This is a genomic window from Nocardioides sp. HB32 (assembly GCF_054058995.1).
On the sequence record NZ_JBSSBS010000001.1, the window covers coordinates 2225386 to 2248533 of the forward strand.

Below are 23148 nucleotides of genomic sequence, written 5' to 3' on the forward strand. Positions count from 1 at the left end.
GGTCCACCCGATGCCGGAACCTTCCGCGGCGCCCCTACCCTTGCCAGCGTGCCGTCCCTCACCGAGCTGGTGCGCAGCCACACGGATCTCGACGTCGACGACGTCGCGTGGCTGCAGCTGCTGCAGGCGGACTGGCAGATCATCGCCGACCTGTCGTTCGCCGACCTGGTGCTGTGGCTGCCCGACCGGGAGGGCAAGGGCTTCTGGGCGGCCGGCCAGATGCGGCCGACGACCGGCCCGACGGCGTACGTCGACGACGTGATCGGCACGTTCGTCCCGGTGGGCCGCCGGCCGCTCATCGACGCGGCGTACGGACAGGGGCGGCTGGTCCGCGAGGGCGACCCCGAGTGGCGCGACGACGTGCCGGTGCGGGTCGAGACCATCCCGGTGCGCAGGGCCGGCCGGGTGATCGCCGTCGTCGCCCGGAACACCAACCTGCTCGGCGTCCGCACGCCGAGCCGGCTCGAGTTGTCCTACCTCCAGGCGGCGGCGGACCTGACGCAGATGATCGCGAACGGGTACTTCCCGGCCGCCGGGCAGCGCAGCGACCACGCCGACACCCCGCGGGTGGGCGACGGGTTCCTGCGGGTGGACGCGGCCGGCAAGGTCGTCTACGCGAGCCCGAACGCGCTGTCGGTGTTCCGCCGGCTGGGCCTCTCGGGCGACCTGACCGGGCTGTCCCTGGCCGAGACCACGCGCGACCTGGTGCCGCCACGGCGCCGGCCGGACGAGGAGACGTTGAGCGCCGTGCTGGGCGGCCGGGCGCACCGGGACACCGAGATCGGCACCGAGGGCGTCGCGCTGATCGTGCGCTCGATCCCGCTGCGGCCGCAGGGCGACCACATCGGCGCGCTGGTGCTGGTCCGCGACGTCACCGACCTGCGCCGCCGGGACCGCGAGCTGGTGACCAAGGACGCGACGATCCGCGAGATCCACCACCGGGTGAAGAACAACCTCCAGACCGTCGCTGCGCTGCTGCGGCTCCAGGCGCGCCGGATGGACTCCGAGTCGGCGCGGCTGGCGCTGGAGGAGGCGGTGCGCCGGGTCGGGTCGATCGCGATCGTGCACGAGACGCTCAGCCAGGCGGTCGAGGAGCAGGTCGACTTCGACGACCTCGTGGACCCGCTGGCGCGGATGGTGACCGAGGTCAGCGCGGTCGGCAGCCGGGTCCGGGTCCGGCGCGAGGGGAGCTTCGGCGTGCTCTCGTCGGAGTCGGCGACCGCCCTGGCGATGGTGCTCACGGAGGTGCTGCAGAACGCCGTCGAGCACGGGTACGACCCGGACGCGCCGGACACCGCCGGGGAGATCGTGCTCACCGCGGGCCGGCTGGTCGGCCGGCTGCACGTCACCGTTGACGACGACGGCCGCGGACTCCCCGAGGGGTTCGACCTGGACGGGTCGACGAGCCTGGGGCTGTCGATCGTGCGGACGCTCGTCGAGTCCGAGCTCGGCGGTCAGCTGACGCTGGGTCCGCGGCCCGAAGGGACGGGCACCCGCGCGGCGCTCGACGTACCCCTGGAGTGATCAGCCGGTGATCAGGCCGTGCGCACCCGGGACCGGGCGCTGCGGCGCTTGAGCGCGCGACGCTCGTCCTCGCTCAGGCCGCCCCAGACGCCGTGATCCTGGCCGGCCTCGAGCGCCCACGCGAGGCACTGCTCGCGCACCTCGCAGCGTCGGCACACCTGCTTGGCCTCCTCGATCTGGAGGATGGCCGGACCGGTGTTGCCGATCGGGAAGAACAGCTCAGGGTCCTCGTCGAGGCAGGCGGAACGGTGGCGCCAATCCATGGCTGGGGGATCCCTCTTTCCTAAGCTCAGCGTGCAGGTCAGGAGCGGACAAGACCTGCGGGTGCCCTCGGGGCACGGCGAAGTGAACGCATTCACGAGCGCACCCACAAGACTGGCAACTGTTGGACCGTTAAACAACCCCTGCGGGTGGTTCGTTTCGTCACAGCCGTCACGCCCGTGTTTCCGGGGCGGAACAGGGTTCTTCTAGGCTCCGGGTGTGAGTCTACGCAGCGCCCCCAACCCGGCACCGCTCGTCGTCGCGGCCTCCCTGGTGGCGATCGAGGGCCTGTTCCTGCTCGGGTACGCCGTGCTGGAGCTGGCCAGCATCTCCTCGGACCGGGCCGCGGTCGCGCTGACCACCGCGGTGTTCTTCGCGGCGTACGGCGGGCTGCTGCTGGCGGCCGCGTGGGCGATCACCCACGGGCGCTCCTGGGCCCGGAGCCCGATCGTGCTGGCCCAGCTGATCCAGCTCGGCGTGGCCTGGAGCTTCCGGGGTGGTGACACCACGGTGGCCGCGGTCGCGATGGCCGTCGTGGCCGTCATCGTGCTCCTCGGGCTGCTGCTCCCCAGCAGCATCGACGCGCTCGCCGACAGCGAGGACTAGCTCGACTCCTCCAGGGAGGTCCGCAGCTGCTCCAGCGTGCGGTTCAACAGCCGGGACACGTGCATCTGGGAGACGCCGATCTCGTCGGCGATCTGCGACTGCGTCATGTTCCTGAAGAACCGCAGCAGGAGGATCTTCTTCTCCCGCGGCTCGAGCCGGTCCAGCAGCGGCTTGATCGACTCGCGGATCTCGACGTGCTCGAGGCCCTCGTCGTCGACGCCGATCGCGTCGAGCATGGTCGCGGCGCCGTCGTCGCTGTCGTCGCTGGCGTCCAGTGAGAGGGTCGAGTAGGCGTTGCTCGACTCGATGCCCTCGACGATCTCCTCGACCGTGCAGCCGATCGCCTCCGCGAGCTCGCGCGGTGTCGGGGACCGGCCCAGGCTCTGGGTGAGCTCGGCGGTGGCGGCGCCGATCTGCATGCGCAGCTCCTGGAGCCGGCGGGGCACCCGGATCGCCCAGCCCTTGTCGCGGAAGTACCGCTTGATCTCACCGATGATCGTCGGGGTCGCGTACGTCGAGAACTCGACGCCCCGGTCGGAGTCGAAGCGGTCGATGGACTTGATCAGCCCGATCGTCCCGACCTGGACCAGGTCCTCCAGCGGCTCGCCGCGGTTGCGGAACCGGCGGGCACAGTGCTCGACCAACGGCAGGTGCAGGTGCACCAGCGCGTCGCGCGCGGCGTCCCGGGTCGCCGGGGAGGCGTCCTCGTCCCGGAAGACCAGGAACAGCTCCGCGCTGCGCCTCCGGGTGACCTCCACACCCGTCGTCGCATCGGGGTCCGGGGCGACCGAACCGGCGGGCGTTGTCATCACGACCCGATCTCGGGGTGGCCCGACTCCATGGTGAGCGTGATGACGAACGTGTCGCCCTCGTTGTGGGCGGTCGCGTGCGAGGCGAGGGTGGTGAGCACCTGCCACGCGAAGCTGTCGTAGTCGGGCGAGACGGGACCGTCGGCGCCCACCGCGATGCTCACCGTGAGCTCGCCGGGTGCCATGTAGAAGCGGCAGGTGAGGTCCGAGCCGATCCCGGCCTGCGGGAGCACCATCGCGCTCGCCTCGCCGACGGCGATCCGCAGGTCCTCGATGTCGTCGATCGGGAAGTCCAGCCGGGCCGCGAGCCCGGCCGTGGTGGTCCGGAGCACGGACGCGAACGCACTGTCCGCGGGCAGTCGCAGCTCGACGTCGGCCCGTCGGCCCGCCTGCCCGGTCGTCGCGGTCCTTGCGCCGATCGAAGCCATGTCGCCCTCCGGGCCTGTGGTCGTGGGGTGGGAGGGCCGAGCCCCTGCCGCGAAGAGTAGCGGGGACCGTCCCCCGGGTGTCGTACCCGGGGCGCGGTCCCCGCTAACTAGAGGGGCGTCCTGGAGCTCGCGGTGACGGAGCTCTGGCTGAGTCACCAGCGGTCGAGCCTCGGGACCGTCCGCTGTGGTGACGGTGGACGGTCGCGACTTCGCTCCGCCCGGTCGAGCCTCGGGAGCGGAAGGCCTTCGCAGGCTCAGGCCTTCCTTCCACGTCCGCTGTGGTCACCGTCGACGGTCGAGACTTCGCTTCGCTCAGTCGCGCTTGAGACCAAGAAGGCTTGAGCGAAGCTCAAGCCTTCTTGGTCTCCCAGAAGATCTCGGCGATCTCGTCGATCTTCGCGAGCAGCTCGTCGGCCTTGCCGGCGTCCAGCTCACCCTTGGTGCCGGCGGCACCCGCGAGCTTGGTGGCCTCGTTCACGAGGGTGTGCAGCTGGGGGTACTTCTCGAAGTGCGGCGGCTTGAAGTAGTCGGTCCACAGCACCCAGAGGTGGTGCTTGACCAGCTCGGAGCGCTGCTCCTTGATCAGGATGGCGCGGGTGCGGAAGTCCGGGTCGTCGTTGTCCGCGACCTTGGCGATGATGGCCTTGATCGACTCCGCCTCGATGCGGGCCTGCGCGGGGTCGTAGACACCGCAGGGAAGGTCGCAGTGGGCGGAAACCTCGAGGGTGGGGGCGAACAGTCGCGCAAACATGCGGGTCCTCTCGTCTTCGGTTGTCCTGGTCTAACGCTGCGACACTACTCCGCGTGTGGACGTGGGGCTTCGCGGTGGTCAGGGGCCGGTCGATGCTGCCGGCGCTCCGGCCCGGGGACCGGTTGCTGGTGTCCTACCGGCGCCCCGTCCACGCGGGCGACCTCGTCGTGGCCCGCCTCGCCGACGGGACGATCGCGGTCAAGCGCGCGGTCGGACGACGGGTCACCGCGTCGGGCGAGCCGGCCTGGTGGCTGCTGTCGGACAACCCCGCCGAAGGCGTCGACTCGCGACACCGGGGGCCGGTGCCCGACCCGGACGTGATCGCTGTCACCGTCGCCAGGATCTGGCCCCGGCCACGGCGGTTCTGACGCTGTGCCAGACTGCTGAGCGGGAGAACCCCGAGGTCCGACGGTTCCGCGCACCACCCCTCGCGCGTCGAGCCGCCACCTCCTCAGAGAGCGTCCGCACGTCCCGACGGAAAGCATCCCCATGTCTGCTCCGCACCCGCACGCCGGCGACCCGGTCTTCGACCTGCACGTCGGCGGCAAGATGGCGGTCCGCGCCACGGTCCCGCTCGAGGGTCGCGACGACCTGTCGCTGGCCTACACGCCCGGCGTCGCCCGCGTCTGCGAGGCGATCGCGGGCGACCCGTCGCTGACCCAGCACTACACCTGGGTGCCCAACACCGTCGCGGTCGTCACCGACGGCACCGCCGTGCTCGGTCTCGGCGACATCGGACCGGCCGCGGCCATGCCGGTGATGGAGGGCAAGGCGGTGCTGTTCAAGCAGTTCGGGAACGTCGACGGCGTACCGATCTGCCTGGACACCACGGATGTCGAGGAGATCATCGAGACGGTCGCGCGGCTGGCGCCGAGCTTCGGGGGCATCAACCTCGAGGACATCTCGGCGCCGCGGTGCTTCGAGATCGAGACGCGGCTCAAGGCCATGCTGGACATCCCGGTCTTCCACGACGACCAGCACGGTACGGCGGTGGTCGCGCTGGCCGCCCTGTGGAACGCGCTGACGCTGACCGGTCGTGACGCGGCGACCACGCGGGTGGTGATCTCGGGCGCGGGCGCCGCGGGCGTCGCGATCGCGAAGATCCTGCTCGAGGCCGGCATCAAGGACCTCGCGGTCACCGACCGGAAGGGGGTCGTGCACTCCGGGCGCAGCGACCTGACGCCGGTCAAGCGGGAGCTCGCCGAGATGACCGCCGACAAGACCGGCCGCACCGGCACCCTCGCCGAGGCGCTGGACGGCGCCGACGTCTACCTCGGCGTCTCCGGCGGCACCGTGCCCGAGGAGGACGTCGCGCGGATGGCCGCGGACTCGATCATCTTCGCGATGGCGAACCCCAACCCCGAGGTCCACCCCGACGTCGCCCACCGGCACGCTCGCGTGGTCGCCACCGGTCGATCGGACTTCCCGAACCAGATCAACAACGTGCTGGCGTTCCCCGGCATCTTCCGGGGCGCCTTCGACGTGCACGCCACCGCGATCACCGAGGGCATGAAGCTCGCGGCCGCACAGGCGCTCGCCGACCTCGTCGGCGACGGGCGCGCCGAGGACTACGTGATCCCGTCGCCCTTCGACCCGCGGGTCGGGCCTGCGGTCGCGACGGCCGTGGCGGCCGCCGCACGGCGGGACGGCGTGGCGCGCCGGTAGGCGAGCCCTCGATAGGTTGGGAGCATGTTCGCCGTCTACGCCGACAAGTTCTCGAAGGACGACCCGATCTCGGCACTGCAGGTGGGGGAGCGGCCGGACCCGGAGGTCCCCGACGGGTGGACCACGGTGACCGTCAAGGCCGCCTCGCTCAACCACCACGACCTGTTCTCGCTGCGCGGCGTCGGCCTCCGCGAGGAGGCGCTGCCGATGATCCTCGGCTGTGACGCCGCCGGATACGACGAGGAGGGCAACGAGGTCGTCGTGCACGCGGTCATCAGCGACCCGTCGTGGACCGGCGACGAGACCTTCGACCCGAAGCGGTCGCTGCTCTCCGAGCGCTACCAGGGCGCCCTCGCCGACAAGGTCGCGGTGCCGCGGCGCAACGTGGTGCCGAAGCCGGCGTCGCTGTCCTTCGAGGAGGCCGCCTGCCTCCCGACGGCGTGGCTCACGGCGTACCGGATGCTGTTCACGCGCGGTCAGCTGAGGGCCGGCGAGACCGTGCTGGTGCAGGGTGCCGGCGGCGGGGTCGCCACGGCCGTCATCACGCTCGCGCGCGCGGCCGGGCTGCGGGTCGTCGCGACCAGCCGCGACGAGGCGAAGCGGCAGCGGGCGGCGGACCTCGGCGCGCACGAGGTGTTCGAGTCCGGCGCGCGGCTGCCGATGAAGGTCGACGCGGTGATGGAGACCGTCGGCCGGGCGACCTGGTCGCACTCCATCCGCTCGCTGCGCCCCGGCGGCCGGATCGTCACCTCCGGCACGACGTCCGGGCCGGACCTCGACGACGCCGAGCTGACCCGCATCTTCTTCCTCCAGCTCAGCGTCATCGGCTCGACGATGGGGACCCGCGACGAGCTGGCATCCCTGGTCTCGATGCTCGACGCGACGGGCGCGCGGCCACTGATCGACCGGGTGCTGCCGATGGTCGAGGCGCGCGAGGGGTTCGCCGCCATGCTCGACGGGGAGCAGTTCGGCAAGATCGTGTTCACCCGATGACGCACCTCGTCACCGGAGCGGGCTCCGGTATCGGCGCGGTCCTCGCGCGCCGGCTGCTCGAGCGTGGCGACGCGCTCGTGCTGGTCGCCCGCTCGGAGGAGCGGGCCGAGGAGCTGCGCTCGTCGTACGACGGCGCCGACGTGCAGGTCGCCGACCTCGCCTGGCCGGAGACGGTCGAGTCGCTGCGGCTCCCGGACCGGCTCGACTCGGTGGTGCACGCCGCCGGGGTCGTCGAGCTCGGTCCGGTCGGCGAGCTCTCCGTCGACGACTGGGCCACGCAGCTGCGGGTCAACCTGGTCGCGCCGGCCGCGCTCACCCGGGTCGCGCTCCCGGCACTCCGCGCGGCCCGCGGCACCGTCGTCTTCGTGAACTCCGGCGCCGGCCTCGCCGCGCACCCCGGCTGGTCGGCGTACGCCGCCTCCAAGCACGGCCTGCGCGCGCTCGCCGACGCGCTGCGGGGCGAGGAGCCGGACCTGCGGGTGTCGACGGTCTACCCGGGCCGGACCGCGACGCCGATGCAGGAGGAGGTGCACCGCCAGGAGGGCAAGGAGTACGACGCGGGCGCGTGGATCCGGCCCGAGACCGTCGCCGACGCCATCCTGCACGTGCTCGACCTGCCCCGCGACGCGACCATCCCCGACCTCACCGTCCGTCCGGGGTAGTCCCTGACGAAAATGCTCTCGACACGCCGTCCGGAGAGCATTTTCGCCAGGGACTACGGCGCCGTCAGGGCTTCGAGCGCCAGTTCAGGGCGCCGACGAGCACCATCCGGAGCTGGGTGCGGGCCTGCTCGACCAGCTGCTTCTCGACGTCGGGACGGCCGGCAGCGCTGAGGATGGACTCGGCGGTGGACACCATCGCGGTGACGATCAGGTTCGACAGCACCCCGAGGTCCTCGGGGGACCAGGTGTCGGTGCCCGGCAACCTGGCCAGGTCGGTGGAGAGCTCGCGCTCGAAGAGCTCGATCTGGTGCCGGATCTCGTCGCGGACGCCGGGCGGCCCGGCTGCCCGCTCGCGGGCGATGAACAGGAAGTGCGCCCGGTGGCCGTGCACGTGGTCGACCAGCACCGACACCGAGCGGTCCACGATGTCCGCCAGCGCCGGGTCACCGCGACGGATGTCGCGCATCATCGTGCGCAGCGAGGCGAACGCCTCGTCGACGAGCGCCAGGCCGAGCGCGTCGATCGAGTCGAAGTGCCGGTAGAACGCGGTGGGCACGATGCCGACCTGCTTGGCCACCTGGCGCAGCGAGATGGCCGCGAGGGTGCTCTCGTCGGAGAGCTCCAGCGCCGCGTCGAGGATCGCGCGCCGCGTGCGCTCCTTGCGCTCCACCCGGGAGACCGGCTCGGTCATGCGCTCAGGCTAGACCCCGGTGCACGCCCGTGCTCCCGCTCGGGGCGGCGTGGCGGGGGTCACCGCCGCGGCCCTTGACCGTACTCGCGGTATGCGCCGACACTTTCAGTGTACGGATGTTCACTGAGAGGAAGGAGCGGACGTGAACCGGATCCTCCGGTCCCGGGCGCTGGCGGCCCTCACGTCGCCGCACGGCGTGGACCGCTACCTCGAGCAGCTGAACCCGATGTGGGCCGCGCACGAGGTGCGTGCCCGGATCGTCTCCGTCCACCGCGAGGTCGACGTCCCTGGTCACCCGCCCGTCGCCACGGTCACCCTCCAGCCCACCTCGACCTGGGCGGGACACCGCGCCGGCCAGCACGTGCAGGTCGGCGTCGAGGTCGACGGCGCCCGCCGTACGACGCGGGTGTTCTCGATCTCCAGCCCCGAGTCCGGACCGGGCGACCGGTTCACGATCACCGTTCGCGCCAACCCCGGCGGGGTGGTGAGCCGCTACCTGGTCGAGCGCGCGGCGGCGGGCACGATGGTGCACCTCTCGCAGGCGCGGGGCGAGTTCGTGCTGCCGGCCCGGGTCCCCGAGCACGTGCTGATGATCAGCGGCGGCTCCGGCATCACCCCGCTGATGTCGATGCTGCGCACCCTGCAGCGCCGCACGCACCGGGGCCGGATCACGTTCCTGCACTACGCACAGAGCCCCGACCACCAGATCTTCGCGGCCGAGCTCGACGAGGTACGGCGGTCCGGCCACGGCATCGACGTCCGCCTCCTGCACCCCGAGCTCGGTGACCCGAACCTGTCGCCGGCCTACCTCGAGCGCCTCGTCCCGGGATACCGCGAGGTGCCCACCTGGGCCTGCGGTCCGGCGCCGATGATCGAGGCCGTCCGGGCGGCGTACGACGGGTCGGACGCGCTCCGGGTCGAGTACTTCCGCCCGCCGCGGGTGCGCGCCGGCGCCGAGGGCGGCGACGTCGTGTTCGAGCGGTCCGGGCGGACCGTCGCCGGATCGGGCGCACCGCTGCTCGAGCAGGCCGAGGCCGCGGGCCTCACGCCGGAGTCCGGCTGCCGGATGGGCATCTGCCTGTCGTGCACCACCCGCAAGACCGAGGGCACCGTGCGCAACGTGCTCACCGGTGTCGAGTCCTCGCTGCCCGACGAGGACATCCAGATCTGTGTGAACGCCCCCGTCGGCGACTGCGTCGTCGACCTCTGAGGAGGACAGCCATGACCGAGCCGAAGCTGACCAAGGACGAGCTCGACGCGTTCGGCGAGGAGCTCGACGCCGTACGCCGCCGCATCCTCGACGACCTCGGTGAGGAGGACGCGGCGTACATCCGCAACGTCGTCAAGACCCAGCGCGGCCTCGAGGTCGCCGGTCGCGCCCTGTTCTACCTGCCGCCGGCCTGGCCGCTCGCGGTCGCGGCCCTCTCGGTCTCCAAGATCCTCGACAACATGGAGATCGGGCACAACGTGATGCACGGCCAGTACGACTGGATGGGCGACCCCGCGCTGAGCTCGCGGATGTACGAGTGGGACAACGTCTGCCCGAGCGAGCAGTGGAAGTACAGCCACAACTACATCCACCACACCTACACCAACATTCTCGGGAAGGACCGCGACATCGGGTACGGCATCCTGCGGATGGACGAGGACCAGCCCTGGCACCCCTACTACCTGGGCAACCCGCTGTACGCGTTCCTGCTGATGGTCTTCTTCGAGTGGGGTGTCGCGATGCACGACCTCGAGGTCGAGAACATCGTCGCCGGGCGTCGGAAGATGTCGGAGAACAAGGCCCTGCACGCCGGGATCATGCGCAAGGTGAAGCGCCAGGCGCTCAAGGACTACGTGCTGTTCCCGGCCTTCACGGGGCCGCTGTTCCCGCTCACGCTGGCCGGCAACGCGACCGCCAACCTGGTGCGCAACATCTGGGCGTTCAACATCATCTTCTGCGGCCACTTCCCGGCCGGCGTCGCCACCTTCAGCCAGGAGGAGTGCGAGGACGAGACGCGGGGCCAGTGGTACTACCGGCAGCTGCTCGGCTCCGCGAACATCACCGGCGGCAAGCTCTTCCACGTGCTGACCGGCAACCTGTCGCACCAGATCGAGCACCACCTGTTCCCGGACCTGCCGGCCCGCCGGTACCCCGAGATCGCGGCCGAGATCCGCGACATCTGCGAGCGGTACGGCCTGCCCTACCACACCGGTCCGTTGCACCGGCAGCTCGGGAGCGTGGCGCGGAAGATCTGCCGGATGGCGCTGCCGGGCCGGCCGCGTGGGCAGGAGCACGTTGTGGCCGAGCCCGTCGCCGCCTGAGGATGGCCACATGAAGGACCACCTCAGTCGCAACGAGATCCGCAAGGACGCCGTTCAGGACTCGGTCGAGGCCGCCGCCGGGATGGTCGGCCAGGTGGCCACGATCCTCACCGGCGCCGTCCGCGACATCGCCGGGGCGATCGGTGGCTTCGCGACCGAGATCTTCGAGATCCGCGACTCCGCCCGCCGGGCGGCCGCGGAGCACGAGCTGCCCGGCAGCAACGACCGGTAGCCGGTCAGCGTCCGTCGTACAGGTCGGTGTCGCCCCTGCCCTTGGCGTCGCGGACGCTCTTGTCGGAGTAGCCGCGTGACGCGCGCGGCCAGAACGCGAACGCCGCGAGCGCGACCACGACGACGGCGACGACGATCCAGAGCATCCCGGGCTCCTAGAGCGGACCGTTGAACTGCGGGTTCGAGCGGTTGCTCCCGTTCTGCCCACCCGCGGCGGCGTCGCGCTTGAGGCGGCGGACGTCGTCGTCCACGATGCCGCGCTGCCGCGGCCAGAACGCGAACACGGCGAGCGCGACCACGACGGCGGCGATGACGATCCAGACGACCATGAGGGCCTCCCCCGCGGATGGTTGGTCAGTGGAGCGTACCCCCCGGGCGTCCGGCTGGACCGCGCCCGCCGTCCGTCCCCGCGGCGGGTCCGGGGGCGTCGAGGATCCGCACCAGCTTCTGCGGCGCGCAGCAGCGGTACGACTCGGTGACCAGCTCCGCGACCTCGGCCCAGTCGGTGTCGTCGTCGAGCACCATGCCCACGATCGTCGGCGACCAGGGCGGCTTGTAGAACGGCAGCCCGGCGTGGGTGAGGGCGAGCAGCTCGTCGCCGGTGGCCCGGAAGGTCAGGACGGTCCTGGTCGAGTCGTCGCCGGTGATCTCGCGGTACGCCGACTCGAACCCCGGCTGCGCGACCATCACGTGGGCGAACGTCGTCGTCCTGATGCGCCAGCGGACGCCGGTCCAGGCGTCCTCCTCGCGGGCCTCGGGCAGCGACATCGCAACCGTCCGGAGCCGGAGGACGACGTCCTCGGCGGGCTCGATCCTGGCGACCACCTCAGCCGAACGACATCCGGAAGTCAGCCATCCGGAAGGACCCCAGCTGCCGCGCGGGCCGCAGCCAGCCCAGCGGCCCGTCCGCAGCGAAGTCCCAGTGGCCCCGGCAGGGCAGCGCCTTCGACGACCCCTGCAGGACCGCCGAGCGCTCCTCGCCGTCGGTGTCCTCGATGCCGGGCTGCCACGTGCTGCCCCTGAACGGCACTCGGACCATCGCCCGGGACACGTCGGAGAACGTCGCGGACGCGATCGGCCGGCGACCGAACGAAGCCGACCAGTCCGCGGTCGAGAGCGGTCCGCGGTGCTCGGTGTCGAGCTCGAAGTCGCACAGCCCCTTGGGGATCGCCCACAGCTCGCGGCCGCCGGCGACCGAGGCGGGGGAGTCCACCCAGATGTCGGTGATCGACACCCGGCGGCCACGCTGGCCCTCGACCGGGACCGGCCGCGCGACCAGCAGCTCGGAGTAGGTCAGCGGCGACCCGGGCTCGTAGCTGACGAACGCCGCGCCGTACACGCCGGCGGGCCGGAGGTCGTCGACGTCCTCACCGAGCCTGAACAGCGAGAGCCAGAGCTGGCCGACCATCCGCCACGGCGCCGGCGGGTAGGCGGTCGGGGAGTCGGAGGTGTGCTCGCTCGTCTGCTCGGCCATGCCCGCATCCTGCCGCACCCGGACCCGCGACAAAAGTGTCAGTCGAGTGACAGAATTGCCCGGTGCAGACCCCACGCATCACCACCCGCGTCGACAGCTCCGAGCCACGCTTCGTCGGGTACCCGGCACCCGCGCCGGATGCCCCGAACGTGCTGATCGTCGTGCTCGACGACATCGGCTTCGCGCAGCTCGGCTGCTTCGGAGCCGGCTTCCGGACGCCGAACATCGACCGGGTGGCGGCGCAGGGTCTCCGGTACAACCGGTTCCACGTCACCGCGGTCTGCTCGGCGAGCCGGGCCGCGCTGCTCACCGGTCGCAACCACCACGCGGTCGGCATGGGCGTCACCCAGGAGGCCGCACTGGGCTTCCCCGGCTACCACGGACGGATCCCGCCGAGCGCCGCCACGATGGCGCGGGTGCTGCGCGACCACGGCTACAACACGATGGCGGTCGGCAAGTGGCACCTGACACCGAAGGGCGAGTACTCCGCCGCCGGCCCGTTCGAGCGCTGGCCGCTGGGACTGGGCTTCGAGCGCTACTACGGGTTCCTGGGCGCGGAGACGAACCAGTGGGCGCCCGAGCTGGTCCGCGACAACACCCACATCGAGCCGCCCCGGACACCCGAGGAGGGCTATCACCTCACCGAGGACCTGGTCGACCAGACGATCCGGATGATCCGGGACCAGCAGCAGGCCGCCGCCCGCAAGCCGTTCCTCTGCTACCTCGCCACCGGCGCCGCGCACGCGCCGCACCAGGTGACCGAGGAGTGGGTGGCGCCGTACCGGGGCCAGTTCGACGACGGCTGGGAGGCCTGGCGGCAGCGCGCCTACGACCGGCAGGTCGCCGAGGGCGTCGTACCGCCGGACACCGTGCTGACCGAGCGCCCGCCGTGGGTGCCGGAGTGGGAGAGCCTCCCGGCCGAGGAGCGTCGGCTGTTCGCGCGCTACATGGAGGTGTTCGCCGGGTTCGTGACCCACACCGACCACCACCTCGGGCGGCTCTTCGACTTCCTCGACGAGCAGGGCATCGCGGACGAGACGCTGGTGATGGTGCTGTCGGACAACGGCGCGAGCGCCGAGGGCGGCCCCACCGGCACCTTGAACGAGGCGGCCGGCTGGCTCGGGCTCACCGAGGACGTCGGCACTGCGCTCGAGCACATCGACGAGATCGGCGGGCCCGACGCGAACAACCACTACCCGTGGGGCTGGGCGTGGGCGGGCAACGCGCCGCTGCGCCTCTGGAAGCGGTACGCCTGGCTCGGCGGCGTGCGGACGCCGCTCGTCGTGCGGTGGGGCGACCGGCTGGCCGAGCGCGGGGGAGTGCGGCCGCAGTTCTGCCACGCCGTCGACCTGTACGCCACCGTGCTCGACGCGGCCGGCGTCGAGATGCCCGAGACGGTCGACGGCGTCACCCAGCAGCCGATCGACGGCGCGTCGATGCTCGCGAGCTTCGCCGACCCGGACGCGGCCGAGCACCGTCGGCTCCAGTACTTCGAGATGATGGGCTCGCGCGGCATCTACCACGACGGCTGGAAGGCCGTGACCGACCACGTCGCGAACCAGTTCGGCGAGCGCGAGCACGTGATCGGCAGCCACGACTTCGACACCGACCGCTGGTCGCTGTACCGGCTCTCCGAGGACTTCTCAGAGTCCGCGGACGTCGCCGACGAGCACCCGGACGTCGTACGCCGCCTGGAGGGGCTGTGGTGGGCCGAGGCCGGCCGCAACCAGGTGCTCCCGCTGTTCGAGTTCCCGGCCTCGATGGCCCACCTGCACCCCGGCGAGTTCCCGCCGCCGGAGTCCGCGACGTACCGCCCGGGCGGCGGCCCGGTCCAGGAGAGCCAGCTCCCGGCCGCGATGGGCGGCTTCGTGCTGACGGCGTACCTCGAGGTCCCGGCCACCGGCGGGGAAGGGATCGTCGCCGCGCTCGGGGACCGCCACGGCGGCTGGGCGTGCTACCTGCTCAACGGCCGTCCGACCGCGACGTTCGCTCTCCTCGACGGCCCGGTGCGGGTCGCGGCGACCGACCCGCTCGCTCCGGGAGCGCACGTGCTGGAGCTGCGCTACGAGCCGGGCCGCTCGGCGCAGGTGGTGCTCGCCGTCGACGGCGCCGACGTCGCGGAGGCGCCGCTGCCCGGCCTGATGTTCTTCCCGAACCTCTCGACCGCCGGGGCCGGCCTGCTGGTCGGCCGCGATCGCGGCGTCGCGGTGAGCCGCGACTACCGGCCGCCGTTCACGTTCAGCGGCGTCCTCGACCGCGTGGAGCTCCGCAGCGGCCGGCCGGACGCCCGGCCCGAGCGCGGCACCGAGCTGAAGGCGGCCGTCGCGAGTGACTGAGCCGTCGGCGGGCCGCCGCGAGCAGCACAAGGCCGACACCCGGCGAGCACTCGAGGACGCCGCGCTGCGCCGCTTCGCGGCGGACGGGTACGACGCCACCTCGGTCGAGGCGATCGCGGCGGACGCCGGTGTCTCGGCGCGCACCTTCTTCCGCTACTTCGCCGGCAAGGACGAGGTCCTCGACATGGGCCGCACCGAGCGGCAGGCCGAGCTGCGCGAGCTGGTCGCCGGTGCCGAGGGTCGCGGCCTGGCGGTGGTCCGCGCGGCCGTCGTACGGGTCGCCGACGGCTTCGGCGACGACCGGGAGCGGGTCGCGCTGCGCCAGCGGGCGGCCGCGACGTCGCCGGCGCTGCGGGGTCGGCTCTTCGACACCTTCGCCTCGTGGGAGCACGCCCTGGCCGCGGCGCTGGTCGCGCGTGGCGAGGCGGACGCCGAGACCCTCGCGGGGGTGGGCATCGCCGTCTTCCGCGCGGCCACCGCGGCCTGGCTCCGCGACGGTGGTGACCTCGGCAGGCTCGTCGACCGGGGATTCGATGCGCTCGTGTGAGAATCGGTGCTCGCCACGTCTCGGGGGATCCAAGGCAACGTCGACCGGGCCGGCTTCCAGGCGTTCGTCGAGCAGCTGGCCGGGATGAACCCCACCCGGTTCTTCGACACCTGGCTGACCTCCCCGACCTGGCCCCGAGCTAGGGGTTGTCGTGTGAAACCCGACGACACGCCGGTCCTCCTGCGGCGTGTCGGTCGGGTTTCTCCGGTCAGCCGGAGAAACCCGCCCCGTTCAGTCCTCCGGGTCGTCCAGCCGCGCGAGCCACGTCGCGAACCGCTCGACGGCGGTCTCGAACTCCGGGTGCGTGTCGGTGAACTCCTGGAGCCGCTCGGCGAGCCAGGCCAGGGTGACCTCCTCGTCACCCCGGCGCTTCTCGAGCTCCTCGATGCCGCGGTCGGTGAAGTACATCAGGCCTCCCCGGCCGGGGCCGGGACCGTCGAGTGACGCGAAGTGGCTGCGAATCGGGCCGAAAGACAGCCAGTTCGCGTCACTCGACGACAAACCACGGTGACCCTCGTCAGCTGAACGCGCGGGCGACGAGGTCCTTCTGCTCCTCGGCGTGCCGCTTCACGGTGCCGACGGAGGGGGAGGAGGACTCGGTGCGCGAGACGAGCTCGACCTGGGCATCGACGTGCGCCCAGACGTTGAGCGCGTAGTGCGGCCACGCGCCCATGTTGGCGGGCTCGTCCTGCACCCAGCGCACGGCCTTGAGCTTCGGGAAGCGCGCGATCTCGTCGCGGATCTCGGCCTCGGGCCGCGGGTAGAGCTGCTCCACCCGGGCGATCGCGAACCGGCCGGCGTCCTCGCGCTTGGCGCGCTCGACCATCAGGTCCCAGGTGACCCGGCCCGAGCACAGCAGCAGCGTGTCGACCTGGTCGGGGTCGGCCTGCGCGTCGGTGATGAACGGCCGGAAGGTGCCGGTCGTGAACTCGTCCGGGGTGGAGGCCGCCTCCTTGCGCTTCAGCATCGACTTGGGCGTGAAGACGATCAGCGGCTGGTGGTCCTCACCGAGCGAGTGCTTGCGCAGCAGGTGGAAGTACGACGCGGGCGTCGACGGCTGGGCGATCACGAACGCGTCGTCGGCGGCCATGGTCATGAACCGCTCGATCCGCGCGGACGAGTGGTCCGGTCCCTGGCCCTCGTAGCCGTGCGGCAGCAGCAGCACGACGCCCGACTGCTGGCGCCACTTGGTCTCACCTGAGGTGATGAACTCGTCGATCACCGTCTGGGCGCCGTTGACGAAGTCGCCGAACTGGGCCTCCCAGAGCACGAGTGCCTCGGGACGGGCGACCGAGTAGCCGTACTCGAACCCGAGCGCGGCGTACTCCGAGAGCAGCGAGTCGTAGATGTAGAACTTGGCCTGGTCCTCGGTGAGGTTGGCCAGCGGCGTCCACTCGTCGGCGTTGTGGCGGTCGATGATCGTCGCGAACCGGGAGACGAAGGTGCCGCGGCGCGAGTCCTGGCCGGCCAGGCGGACCGGGCGGCCGTCCATCAGCAGCGAGCCGAGCGCCAGGATCTCGCCGGTGCCCCAGTCGATCGGGCCGGCCGCGATCGCGGCCGAGCGGCGCTGGAGCTGCGGCATCACCTTCGGGTGCACGGTGAAGCCGTCCGGCGGCGTCACGTAGGCGTCCGCGATCCGCTTCATCACCTCGGTGGAGACCGCGGTCCGGGTCTCGCCGCTCGGCTTGTCCGGGTAGTCCGGCACCGTCGTCCACTCCGCGGGCTGGCTGCTCGCCTCGCGCACCTCGGTGAAGACCCGCTCCAGCTGCTGCTGGTAGTCGCGCAGGACCTGCTCGGCCTCCTCGATCGTGATGTCGCCACGACCGATGAGGGACTCGGTGTAGAGCTTGCGGACCGAGCGCTTCTGCTCGATCAGGTCGTACATCAGCGGCTGGGTGTACGACGGGTCGTCGCCCTCGTTGTGACCCCGCCGCCGGTAGCAGACCAGGTCGATGACGACGTCCTTGTTGAACGCCTGGCGGTACTCGAACGCCAGCCGCGCGACCCGGATGCACGCCTCCGGGTCGTCGCCGTTCACGTGGAAGATCGGCGCCTGGACCATCCGCGCGACGTCGGTGCAGTACAGCGACGAGCGCGATGAGCCGGGGGAGGTGGTGAAGCCGACCTGGTTGTTGACGACCACGTGGATGGTGCCGCCGGTGCGGTAGCCGCGCAGCTGCGAGAGGTTCAGCGTCTCCGCGACCACGCCCTGGCCGGCGAACGCCGCGTCGCCGTGCACGAGCAGCGGCAGGACGGGGTACTCCCGGCCACGGTCGAGCACGTCCTGCTTGGCTCGGGCGATGCCCTCGAGCACCGGGTCGACGGCCTCGAGGTGCGAGGGGTTCGCGGCGACCGAGACCTTGATCTCGGCACCGGAGCCGGCGACGAACTCGCCCTCGGCGCCGAGGTGGTACTTCACGTCGCCGGAGCCCTGGACGGTGCGCGGGTCGATGTTGCCCTCGAACTCGCGGAAGATCTGGCTGTACTTCTTGCCGACGATGTTCGCGAGCACGTTCAGCCGGCCACGGTGCGCCATGCCCATCGTGACCTCGTCGAGCCCGGCCTCGGCCGCCGCCTCGCAGATCTCGTCGAGGACCGGGACCGTCGTCTCGCCGCCCTCGAGGGAGAACCGCTTCTGGCCGACGAACTTGGTCTGGAGGAAGGTCTCGAAGGCCTCGGCCTGGTTCAGCTTGAGCAGGATCCGCAGCTGCTCCTCGCGGGGCGGCTTGGTGTGCGGCTGCTCGACCCGCTCCTGGATCCAGCGACGCTGCTCGGGGTCCATGATGTGCATGTACTCGATGCCCGTGGTGCGGCAGTACGAGTCGCGCAGGATGCCCAGGATGTGGCGCAGCTTCATGAACCGCCGGCCCTCGCCGCCGAACGACCCGGTGGCGAACTCGCGGTCGAGGTCCCACAGGGTCAGGCCGTGCGACTCCACCTCGAGGTCGGGGTGGCTGCGCTGCCGGTACTCGAGGGGGTCGGTGTCGGCCATCATGTGGCCGCGCACCCGGTAGGCGTGGATCAGCTCGAGGATCCGGGCCTGCTTGCTGATCTCGTCGTCGTGGGACGTCGAGATGTCGTTGGCCCAGCGGATCGGCTCGTACGGGATCCGCAGCGAGCGGAAGATCTCGTCGTAGAACTCGTCCTGGCCCAGCAGCAGCTGGTGCATCCGCTTGAGGAACTCACCCGACTGCGCGCCCTGGATGACCCGGTGGTCGTACGTCGAGGTCAGCGTCATGACCTTGCTGATCGCGTTGCGGGCGATCGCGTCCTCGGACGCGCCCTGCCACTCGGGGGGGTACTCCATCGCGCCGACGCCGATGATCGCGCCCTGGCCCTTCATCAGGCGCGGCACCGAGTGCACCGTGCCGATGCCGCCCGGGTTGGTCAGCGAGATCGTCGTGCCCTGGAAGTCCTCGATCGTCAGCTTGCTGTCCCGGGTCTCGCGCACGATCTCCTCGTACGCCGTCCAGAACGCCGCGAAGTCCATCGACTCGGCGGCCTTGATGCTCGGGACGAGGAGCTGGCGCGTGCCGTCCGGCTTCTTCACGTCGATCGCGAGGCCGAGGTTGATGTGCGCGGGCGTGATCAGGTTCGGCTTGCCGTCGACGACGTCGAAGCCGACGTTCATCTCCGGCATCGACGTCAGCGCCTTGACCAGCGCGTAGCCGATCAGGTGCGTGAAGGACACCTTGCCGCCGCGGGCCCGGGCCAGGTGGTTGTTGATGACGGTGCGGTTGTCCCAGAGCAGCTTGACCGGCACCGAGCGGACCGAGGTCGCGGTCGGGACCGAGAGCGAGGCGTCCATGTTCTGCACCGTGCGGGCCGGGGCACCGCGGAGGACGGTGTACGTCGGCTCGTCGCTGGCCGCCGGCGGGGCCGGGGGACGGGACTCCTTCGGGACCGGGTTCGAGGTGCCCTTGGCCGGCTCGGCGGCCTTGGTCTGCGGGCGCGGCTTCGCGACCGGGGCGGGGGTCGGGGTCGGGTCCTTGTGCTCGACCTGCTTCGGCTCCGGAGCCTTGGTCGGGGCCGGCGCAGAGGACGAGGTCGAGGTCGAGGTCGAGGTCGAGGCCGGTGCCGGCTTCGCGGCCGGGGCCGCGTGCGACGTGCCGTTGGACGGCGCGCCAGGCTTGCCGTTGCCCTGGAAGTACTTCACCCACGTGGGATCGACGCTGCCGGGGTCCCGCTGGTACTGGTCGTACATCTCCTCCACGAGCCACTCGTTGGCGCCGAAGTCGGCCCCCTCGAAATGGCTGGGGACGGCGGACTTGTTGCCTGGGGACTGCGGCACGGTTTGATTCGCCTCTTCCGGAACGTGCACGGGGGTAGTTCAGTCGTCAAGGCTAGACCCCCGCCCCAGCAAATGCAGACTGCCGGGGTGGCATTTCGGCGTGGTGTGCCCCGAGCCACATCCGCGTCGCTCACACTGCCGGGCAGACCCACCGGAAGAGCGCTCGAACAGGGGAGTCCCGGAGCATGACGAGACCAGTACGACGAGCCGGCCGCGCGACCGTGGCGGCGCTCATCCTCACCCTCGGGGCCACGGGCTGCAGCGCCGGCTCCGACGACGACGGCGGCTTCACCGGCGCTCCCGGGTCCCCGGGCGCGTCGGTCGACCACGCCGTCGACTCCCAGGTGTCGTTCGGGACGATCACCGGGAGGCTCACGCCCGAGGTCCGGCAGCGCCTCGCGCAGCAGGTCGGCGACGTGGTCGACGGCTGGACCGAGGCGGCGTACCTCGGGGGCGGCTACCCCCGCCGGGACTTCGCCGACGCATGGCCGGGGTTCACGCTCGGCGCACAGGAGGAGGCGCACGGCGACCGGGCGCTGATGAGCAACGAGGACATCGGCGACCGGATCGACGGCGTCACGCCGCACCGGAGCGTGGTCCGCATCGACGTGCTCGCCGTGAAGCAGCACCCCGTCGGCGTGACCGCCCACGTGTTCCTCGGCTTCGGCACCACGGGTGACCTCGAGCGGGAGGTGCGGGTCAAGGGGCGACTGTTCCTCACGCACACCGACGACGGCTGGCGGGTCTTCGGCTACGACATGACGAAGGGGGCGGTGTGATGAGCCGCTGGCGGAGGACGCTCCGGCTGGTCACGGTCGGGCTGGTGCTGGCGATCGCGGCGCTCGTCGTGCCGGACTCCGCGGTGAAGACCACCGAGGTCGCCCTGGTGAAGGTCGACCAGGCGAACGGCGTCGACCTCAGCCCCGACGTCATCTGGATCCTGGCGGTCGGCTCGGACGCCCGCCCCGGCGAGGACATGACGCACACCCGCGGTGATGCGCTCCAGCTGGTCGGCATGGACACGAGGACCGGCGCGGCCACGGCCATCGGCGTCCCCCGCGACTCGTGGGTCGAGATCCCGGGCCACGGCTTCGACAAGATCAACGCGTCCCTCTACTACGGCGGTGCGCAGCTGCTCGGCCAGACGGTCGGCAACCTGGTCGGCATCCAGCCCGACTACGTCTTCATCACCCGGTTCAAGTTCTTCCAGGCGATGATCAAGGACATCGGCGGCATCGACGTCGACAATCCGATCGCCTTCGACGACACCTACCTCAAGCCGCAGGGCTTCCCGAAGGGCCGGATCCACCTCGGTGGGTACGACGCGATGGCGTTCTCCCGCATCCGGCACAACCTGCTCCGCGGCGACTTCGACCGGTCCGCCAACCAGCAGCGCGTGCTGCGCGGCATCCAGGCGAAGGTGCGCGCGAAGGCCGACGTCCCCGGCTTCATCGAGAAGGGCGTGCTGTCGGTGATGGCGCACCTCTACACGAACCTGCCGCCCGCCGAGCTGTTCAGGCTCGCCGAGGCGATGGCGCAGGTGGAGCCGCGGAAGATCACCAGCTGCGTGGTCCAGGGCGGCATCGGCGACATCGGCGGGGCCAGCGTCGTGCTGCCGTCCACCGACATGGCGCGCCGGCTCGGCGACGAGGCGCGCACCGACGCGACGATCGAGCACTGCTGACCCGGAGCTGTCCGAGGGCGGCGGTGCCCGATCGTCGCGGTTGCTGCTGGTGGTGACCCGAGTTCAGTTCGGGCTGATGTGCGCGCCCGCCCAGGCGAGGTCGAGGATCGCCCCGTCGGGGATCAGGTCGGGCAGGGTCAGCGTGAGCGCCCGCGTCTCGACGCCGGTCCAGCTGTTGCGGCTGATCACGCGGTACTCCAGGAAGTTCCCGCTGCCGAGGTCGACGATCTGCCCGGCCCGGGTCGGGACCGCGATCTCCTCGCCGTTCAGCGTGATCTTCGCGATCGAGGTCTGGACGGTGCGCTGGACCTTGGTGGTGTCCGCGGCCTTGCGGAGGTTGACCTTCGAGGTGATGCCGTCGATGACCAGGCCGATGCTCGGCACGTTCAGCGAGCCGATCGTGGTCCGCACGAAGCCGCGGGCGGCGCCGTTCGGGCTCTGGTCGCCCATCAGGTCGTACTGGACGCCGGTCATGCCGACCAGGCCGCCGAGCACACGGACGTCGGCGATGCTGTGCTTCTGCACCTTGCCGTTGCTGCCCGAGCAGGGGAGCGACTGCTCCTCGAGCCCGCCGAGGCTGACCAGGTCGTTGCTGCCCAGCAGGGCGAGGCCCATCGCACGGGACTGGAAGACACCCGCCGGCACCGGCTCGTAGATCGCGGTGCGCGCGCGGCCGAGGGTGATCTCGGTCGGGTGGCCGGTGGCGGTGACGGTGAGCCGCAGCGCGTAGCTCTGCGAGGACGCGGAGTGGTCGGTGGTCTTGCCGGACTTCACGCCGGCCAGGCCGATGCTGCCCAGGCCGGGGATGTCGATGGTGTCGCCGGCCTGGTGGAGCACGTCGATCACCTGGCCGACGATGTCACCGGTGGTCTGGCCGAGGACGTCGAGGAGGTCCTGGAGCTCCTGCGGGACCTGGTCGGGCAGGTTGCCGATGGAGAGCCCGCCGAACGAGAAGGCCTCGGTGTGCCCGAAGGTGCCGTCGGCCTTCTGGAACGCGTCCGCGGTCGAGACGAGGCCCGTGAGGTCGAGCGTCGGGGTCTGCTGGCCCTGGAACTCTCCGCCGAGCGAGAGGTCGCCGATGGTGCTGACACCGCGGACGCCGTGCACCCCGTCCTTGCGGTAGGTCTGGGTGTACGACGTCGACAGGCCGCCCGCGACCAGCGGGATCCCCAGGTCGCTGATCTCGGCGCCCTTGGTGACCTCGCGGCCGGCGTACCGGGTGCAGCGCTGCTGGGCGAACGCGGTCTTGGCGTTGCGGACCTCGACACCGTCGAGCAGCAGCTTGGTGCCGTAGACGGTGCCCTTGTAGCCGAGGTCGGTCTTCACCGGGGTGCCGGCACCACGCTCCGCGTGGCGGCCGGTGTGGTGCGCCGCGTCGGCGGCCGGAGTGGTGGCAAGGGCACCGGCGAAGCCGGCGGCGCAGACCGAGACGGTCGCGACAGCCCTGCGGAGGGGCGAGGTGTTCAAGGCGGTTTCCTGCTCTCTCAGATGCCGGAGCCGCTGCGTCCCTCCCCGTCAGCTGCGGCTGCTGCTGGATCCCATGCTGGCGTCGATTGTGGGCATCGAACCGGCGGTTTGGGGAGAGGTGGGCCCGAGAAAACCCGAGCCGGTCTTGACCGCTGATGCCCATTTCTCGGACCGGCGTAACTTCCGGTCTGAACAGGCGTTTTCCCTGAATTCTGGAACGTGTTCCAGGTGGAGATGAAGGGCGCCCCCGGCAGGATTCGAACCTGCGGCACCTGGTACCGGAAACCAGTGCTCTATCCCCTGAGCTACGGAGGCATCGCCCCGCGGTGCGGGACTGGCAGAACCCTACAGCCGACCCGCGGCCACGCTGCAATCGGATCTGCCATCGGGTCTGCATCGGACCGAGAGCCCGTTGCCG

General features: G+C 71.3%; 25 protein-coding genes and 1 tRNA gene. 13 read left to right on the plus strand and 13 right to left on the minus strand.

Annotated features, from left to right (window positions below):
* Nucleotides 1-48: 48 nt before the first annotated feature.
* Complete coding sequence (locus ACVW2K_RS11345) at nucleotides 49-1524, plus strand: sensor histidine kinase (protein ID WP_028636991.1); 1476 nt, start codon at nucleotides 49-51, stop codon at nucleotides 1522-1524.
* A gap of 11 nt (nucleotides 1525-1535) precedes the next feature.
* Here ACVW2K_RS11345 and ACVW2K_RS11350 read toward each other — a convergent pair whose 3' ends face one another.
* Entirely contained in the window at nucleotides 1536-1787 is a 252-nt protein-coding gene (locus tag ACVW2K_RS11350; protein ID WP_028636990.1) for a WhiB family transcriptional regulator, read from the minus strand.
* A 217-nt stretch (nucleotides 1788-2004) separates the two neighbouring features.
* Between ACVW2K_RS11350 and ACVW2K_RS11355 the strand changes: the two genes are divergently transcribed.
* The gene (locus ACVW2K_RS11355; protein ID WP_457202585.1) at nucleotides 2005-2391 is read left to right on the plus strand and encodes a hypothetical protein; all 387 of its coding nucleotides are present in this window, start codon (nucleotides 2005-2007) and stop codon (nucleotides 2389-2391) included.
* Here ACVW2K_RS11355 and ACVW2K_RS11360 read toward each other — a convergent pair.
* From ACVW2K_RS11360 to sodN, 3 genes are all read right to left on the minus strand, one after another.
* Nucleotides 2388-3200 (minus strand): RNA polymerase sigma factor SigF, encoded by an 813-nt coding sequence (locus ACVW2K_RS11360; RefSeq protein WP_028636988.1) that lies wholly within the window; start codon nucleotides 3198-3200, stop codon nucleotides 2388-2390. The genes ACVW2K_RS11355 and ACVW2K_RS11360 overlap by 4 nt on opposite strands.
* Nucleotides 3200-3628, minus strand: coding sequence for an ATP-binding protein (locus ACVW2K_RS11365; protein ID WP_028636987.1), 429 nt, complete (start codon nucleotides 3626-3628; stop codon nucleotides 3200-3202). The genes ACVW2K_RS11360 and ACVW2K_RS11365 overlap by 1 nt, the downstream gene beginning before the upstream one ends.
* Before the next feature lie 349 nt (nucleotides 3629-3977).
* The gene (gene sodN / locus ACVW2K_RS11370) at nucleotides 3978-4379 is read right to left on the minus strand and encodes a superoxide dismutase, Ni (RefSeq protein ID WP_028637527.1); all 402 of its coding nucleotides are present in this window, start codon (nucleotides 4377-4379) and stop codon (nucleotides 3978-3980) included.
* A gap of 53 nt (nucleotides 4380-4432) precedes the next feature.
* Between sodN and ACVW2K_RS11375 the strand changes: the two genes are divergently transcribed.
* From ACVW2K_RS11375 to ACVW2K_RS11390, 4 genes are all read left to right on the plus strand, one after another.
* Nucleotides 4433-4747 (plus strand): S24/S26 family peptidase, encoded by a 315-nt coding sequence (locus tag ACVW2K_RS11375; protein ID WP_457202586.1) that lies wholly within the window; start codon nucleotides 4433-4435, stop codon nucleotides 4745-4747.
* A gap of 121 nt (nucleotides 4748-4868) precedes the next feature.
* A complete protein-coding gene (locus tag ACVW2K_RS11380) occupies nucleotides 4869-6044 on the plus strand; it encodes an NAD(P)-dependent malic enzyme (RefSeq protein ID WP_457202587.1) in 1176 nt (391 codons plus the stop codon).
* A 24-nt stretch (nucleotides 6045-6068) separates the two neighbouring features.
* Nucleotides 6069-7037, plus strand: coding sequence for a zinc-binding dehydrogenase (locus tag ACVW2K_RS11385; RefSeq protein WP_457202588.1), 969 nt, complete (start codon nucleotides 6069-6071; stop codon nucleotides 7035-7037).
* Nucleotides 7034-7699, plus strand: coding sequence for an SDR family oxidoreductase (locus tag ACVW2K_RS11390; RefSeq protein WP_028637531.1), 666 nt, complete (start codon nucleotides 7034-7036; stop codon nucleotides 7697-7699). The genes ACVW2K_RS11385 and ACVW2K_RS11390 overlap by 4 nt, the downstream gene beginning before the upstream one ends.
* A gap of 64 nt (nucleotides 7700-7763) precedes the next feature.
* On the opposite strand, the gene ACVW2K_RS11395 is transcribed toward ACVW2K_RS11390, so the two are convergent.
* Nucleotides 7764-8390, minus strand: a complete 627-nt coding sequence (locus ACVW2K_RS11395) for a TetR family transcriptional regulator (protein WP_028637532.1) — start codon at nucleotides 8388-8390, stop codon at nucleotides 7764-7766.
* A 142-nt stretch (nucleotides 8391-8532) separates the two neighbouring features.
* Here ACVW2K_RS11395 and ACVW2K_RS11400 point away from each other — a divergent pair, with 142 nt between their 5' ends.
* The 3 genes from ACVW2K_RS11400 to ACVW2K_RS11410 are packed head-to-tail and all read left to right on the plus strand — an operon-like array spanning nucleotide 8533 to nucleotide 10932.
* Nucleotides 8533-9600, plus strand: coding sequence for a ferredoxin reductase (locus ACVW2K_RS11400; RefSeq protein WP_457202589.1), 1068 nt, complete (start codon nucleotides 8533-8535; stop codon nucleotides 9598-9600).
* A gap of 11 nt (nucleotides 9601-9611) precedes the next feature.
* Entirely contained in the window at nucleotides 9612-10700 is a 1089-nt protein-coding gene (locus ACVW2K_RS11405) for a fatty acid desaturase family protein (protein ID WP_457202590.1), read from the plus strand.
* Nucleotides 10701-10710: 10 nt separating this feature from the next.
* Nucleotides 10711-10932, plus strand: coding sequence for a hypothetical protein (locus ACVW2K_RS11410; RefSeq protein WP_457202591.1), 222 nt, complete (start codon nucleotides 10711-10713; stop codon nucleotides 10930-10932).
* Nucleotides 10933-10936: 4 nt separating this feature from the next.
* Here ACVW2K_RS11410 and ACVW2K_RS11415 read toward each other — a convergent pair whose 3' ends face one another.
* The 4 genes from ACVW2K_RS11415 to ACVW2K_RS11430 are packed head-to-tail and all read right to left on the minus strand — an operon-like array spanning nucleotide 10937 to nucleotide 12405.
* Nucleotides 10937-11077 (minus strand): hypothetical protein, encoded by a 141-nt coding sequence (locus tag ACVW2K_RS11415; RefSeq protein WP_155992077.1) that lies wholly within the window; start codon nucleotides 11075-11077, stop codon nucleotides 10937-10939.
* A gap of 9 nt (nucleotides 11078-11086) precedes the next feature.
* Entirely contained in the window at nucleotides 11087-11260 is a 174-nt protein-coding gene (locus ACVW2K_RS11420; protein ID WP_155992078.1) for a hypothetical protein, read from the minus strand.
* A gap of 25 nt (nucleotides 11261-11285) precedes the next feature.
* A complete protein-coding gene (locus ACVW2K_RS11425) occupies nucleotides 11286-11756 on the minus strand; it encodes an MmcQ/YjbR family DNA-binding protein (protein WP_457202592.1) in 471 nt (156 codons plus the stop codon).
* Between the two features lies 1 nt (nucleotide 11757).
* Complete coding sequence (locus ACVW2K_RS11430) at nucleotides 11758-12405, minus strand: acetoacetate decarboxylase family protein (protein WP_457202593.1); 648 nt, start codon at nucleotides 12403-12405, stop codon at nucleotides 11758-11760.
* Between the two features lie 62 nt (nucleotides 12406-12467).
* Here ACVW2K_RS11430 and ACVW2K_RS11435 point away from each other — a divergent pair, with 62 nt between their 5' ends.
* The gene (locus tag ACVW2K_RS11435) at nucleotides 12468-14741 is read left to right on the plus strand and encodes an arylsulfatase (protein ID WP_457202594.1); all 2274 of its coding nucleotides are present in this window, start codon (nucleotides 12468-12470) and stop codon (nucleotides 14739-14741) included.
* Nucleotides 14734-15288 carry a TetR family transcriptional regulator gene (locus ACVW2K_RS11440; RefSeq protein ID WP_457202595.1) on the plus strand — a complete coding sequence of 185 codons (555 nt, stop codon included), beginning with the start codon at nucleotides 14734-14736 and terminating at the stop codon, nucleotides 15286-15288. The genes ACVW2K_RS11435 and ACVW2K_RS11440 overlap by 8 nt, the downstream gene beginning before the upstream one ends.
* Nucleotides 15289-15519: 231 nt before the next feature.
* Here ACVW2K_RS11440 and ACVW2K_RS11445 read toward each other — a convergent pair whose 3' ends face one another.
* Complete coding sequence (locus tag ACVW2K_RS11445) at nucleotides 15520-15696, minus strand: DUF6104 family protein (protein WP_180936248.1); 177 nt, start codon at nucleotides 15694-15696, stop codon at nucleotides 15520-15522.
* Nucleotides 15697-15805: 109 nt separating this feature from the next.
* Nucleotides 15806-19579, minus strand: coding sequence for a multifunctional oxoglutarate decarboxylase/oxoglutarate dehydrogenase thiamine pyrophosphate-binding subunit/dihydrolipoyllysine-residue succinyltransferase subunit (locus tag ACVW2K_RS11450; protein WP_457202596.1), 3774 nt, complete (start codon nucleotides 19577-19579; stop codon nucleotides 15806-15808).
* A gap of 185 nt (nucleotides 19580-19764) precedes the next feature.
* On the opposite strand from ACVW2K_RS11450, the gene ACVW2K_RS11455 reads away from it, so the two are divergent.
* Nucleotides 19765-20358 carry a hypothetical protein gene (locus ACVW2K_RS11455; RefSeq protein ID WP_457202597.1) on the plus strand — a complete coding sequence of 198 codons (594 nt, stop codon included), beginning with the start codon at nucleotides 19765-19767 and terminating at the stop codon, nucleotides 20356-20358.
* Nucleotides 20358-21263: an LCP family protein gene (locus tag ACVW2K_RS11460; RefSeq protein WP_457202598.1), complete on the plus strand. Its 906-nt coding sequence runs from the start codon at nucleotides 20358-20360 to the stop codon at nucleotides 21261-21263. Before ACVW2K_RS11455 ends, ACVW2K_RS11460 begins: the two co-directional genes overlap by 1 nt.
* A gap of 63 nt (nucleotides 21264-21326) precedes the next feature.
* On the opposite strand, the gene ACVW2K_RS11465 is transcribed toward ACVW2K_RS11460, so the two are convergent.
* Both ACVW2K_RS11465 and ACVW2K_RS11470 read right to left on the minus strand, forming a co-directional pair.
* Nucleotides 21327-22730, minus strand: coding sequence for a choice-of-anchor P family protein (locus ACVW2K_RS11465; RefSeq protein ID WP_457202599.1), 1404 nt, complete (start codon nucleotides 22728-22730; stop codon nucleotides 21327-21329).
* Nucleotides 22731-22972: 242 nt separating this feature from the next.
* Nucleotides 22973-23045, minus strand: a tRNA-Arg gene (locus tag ACVW2K_RS11470).
* Nucleotides 23046-23148: the final 103 nt, after the last annotated feature.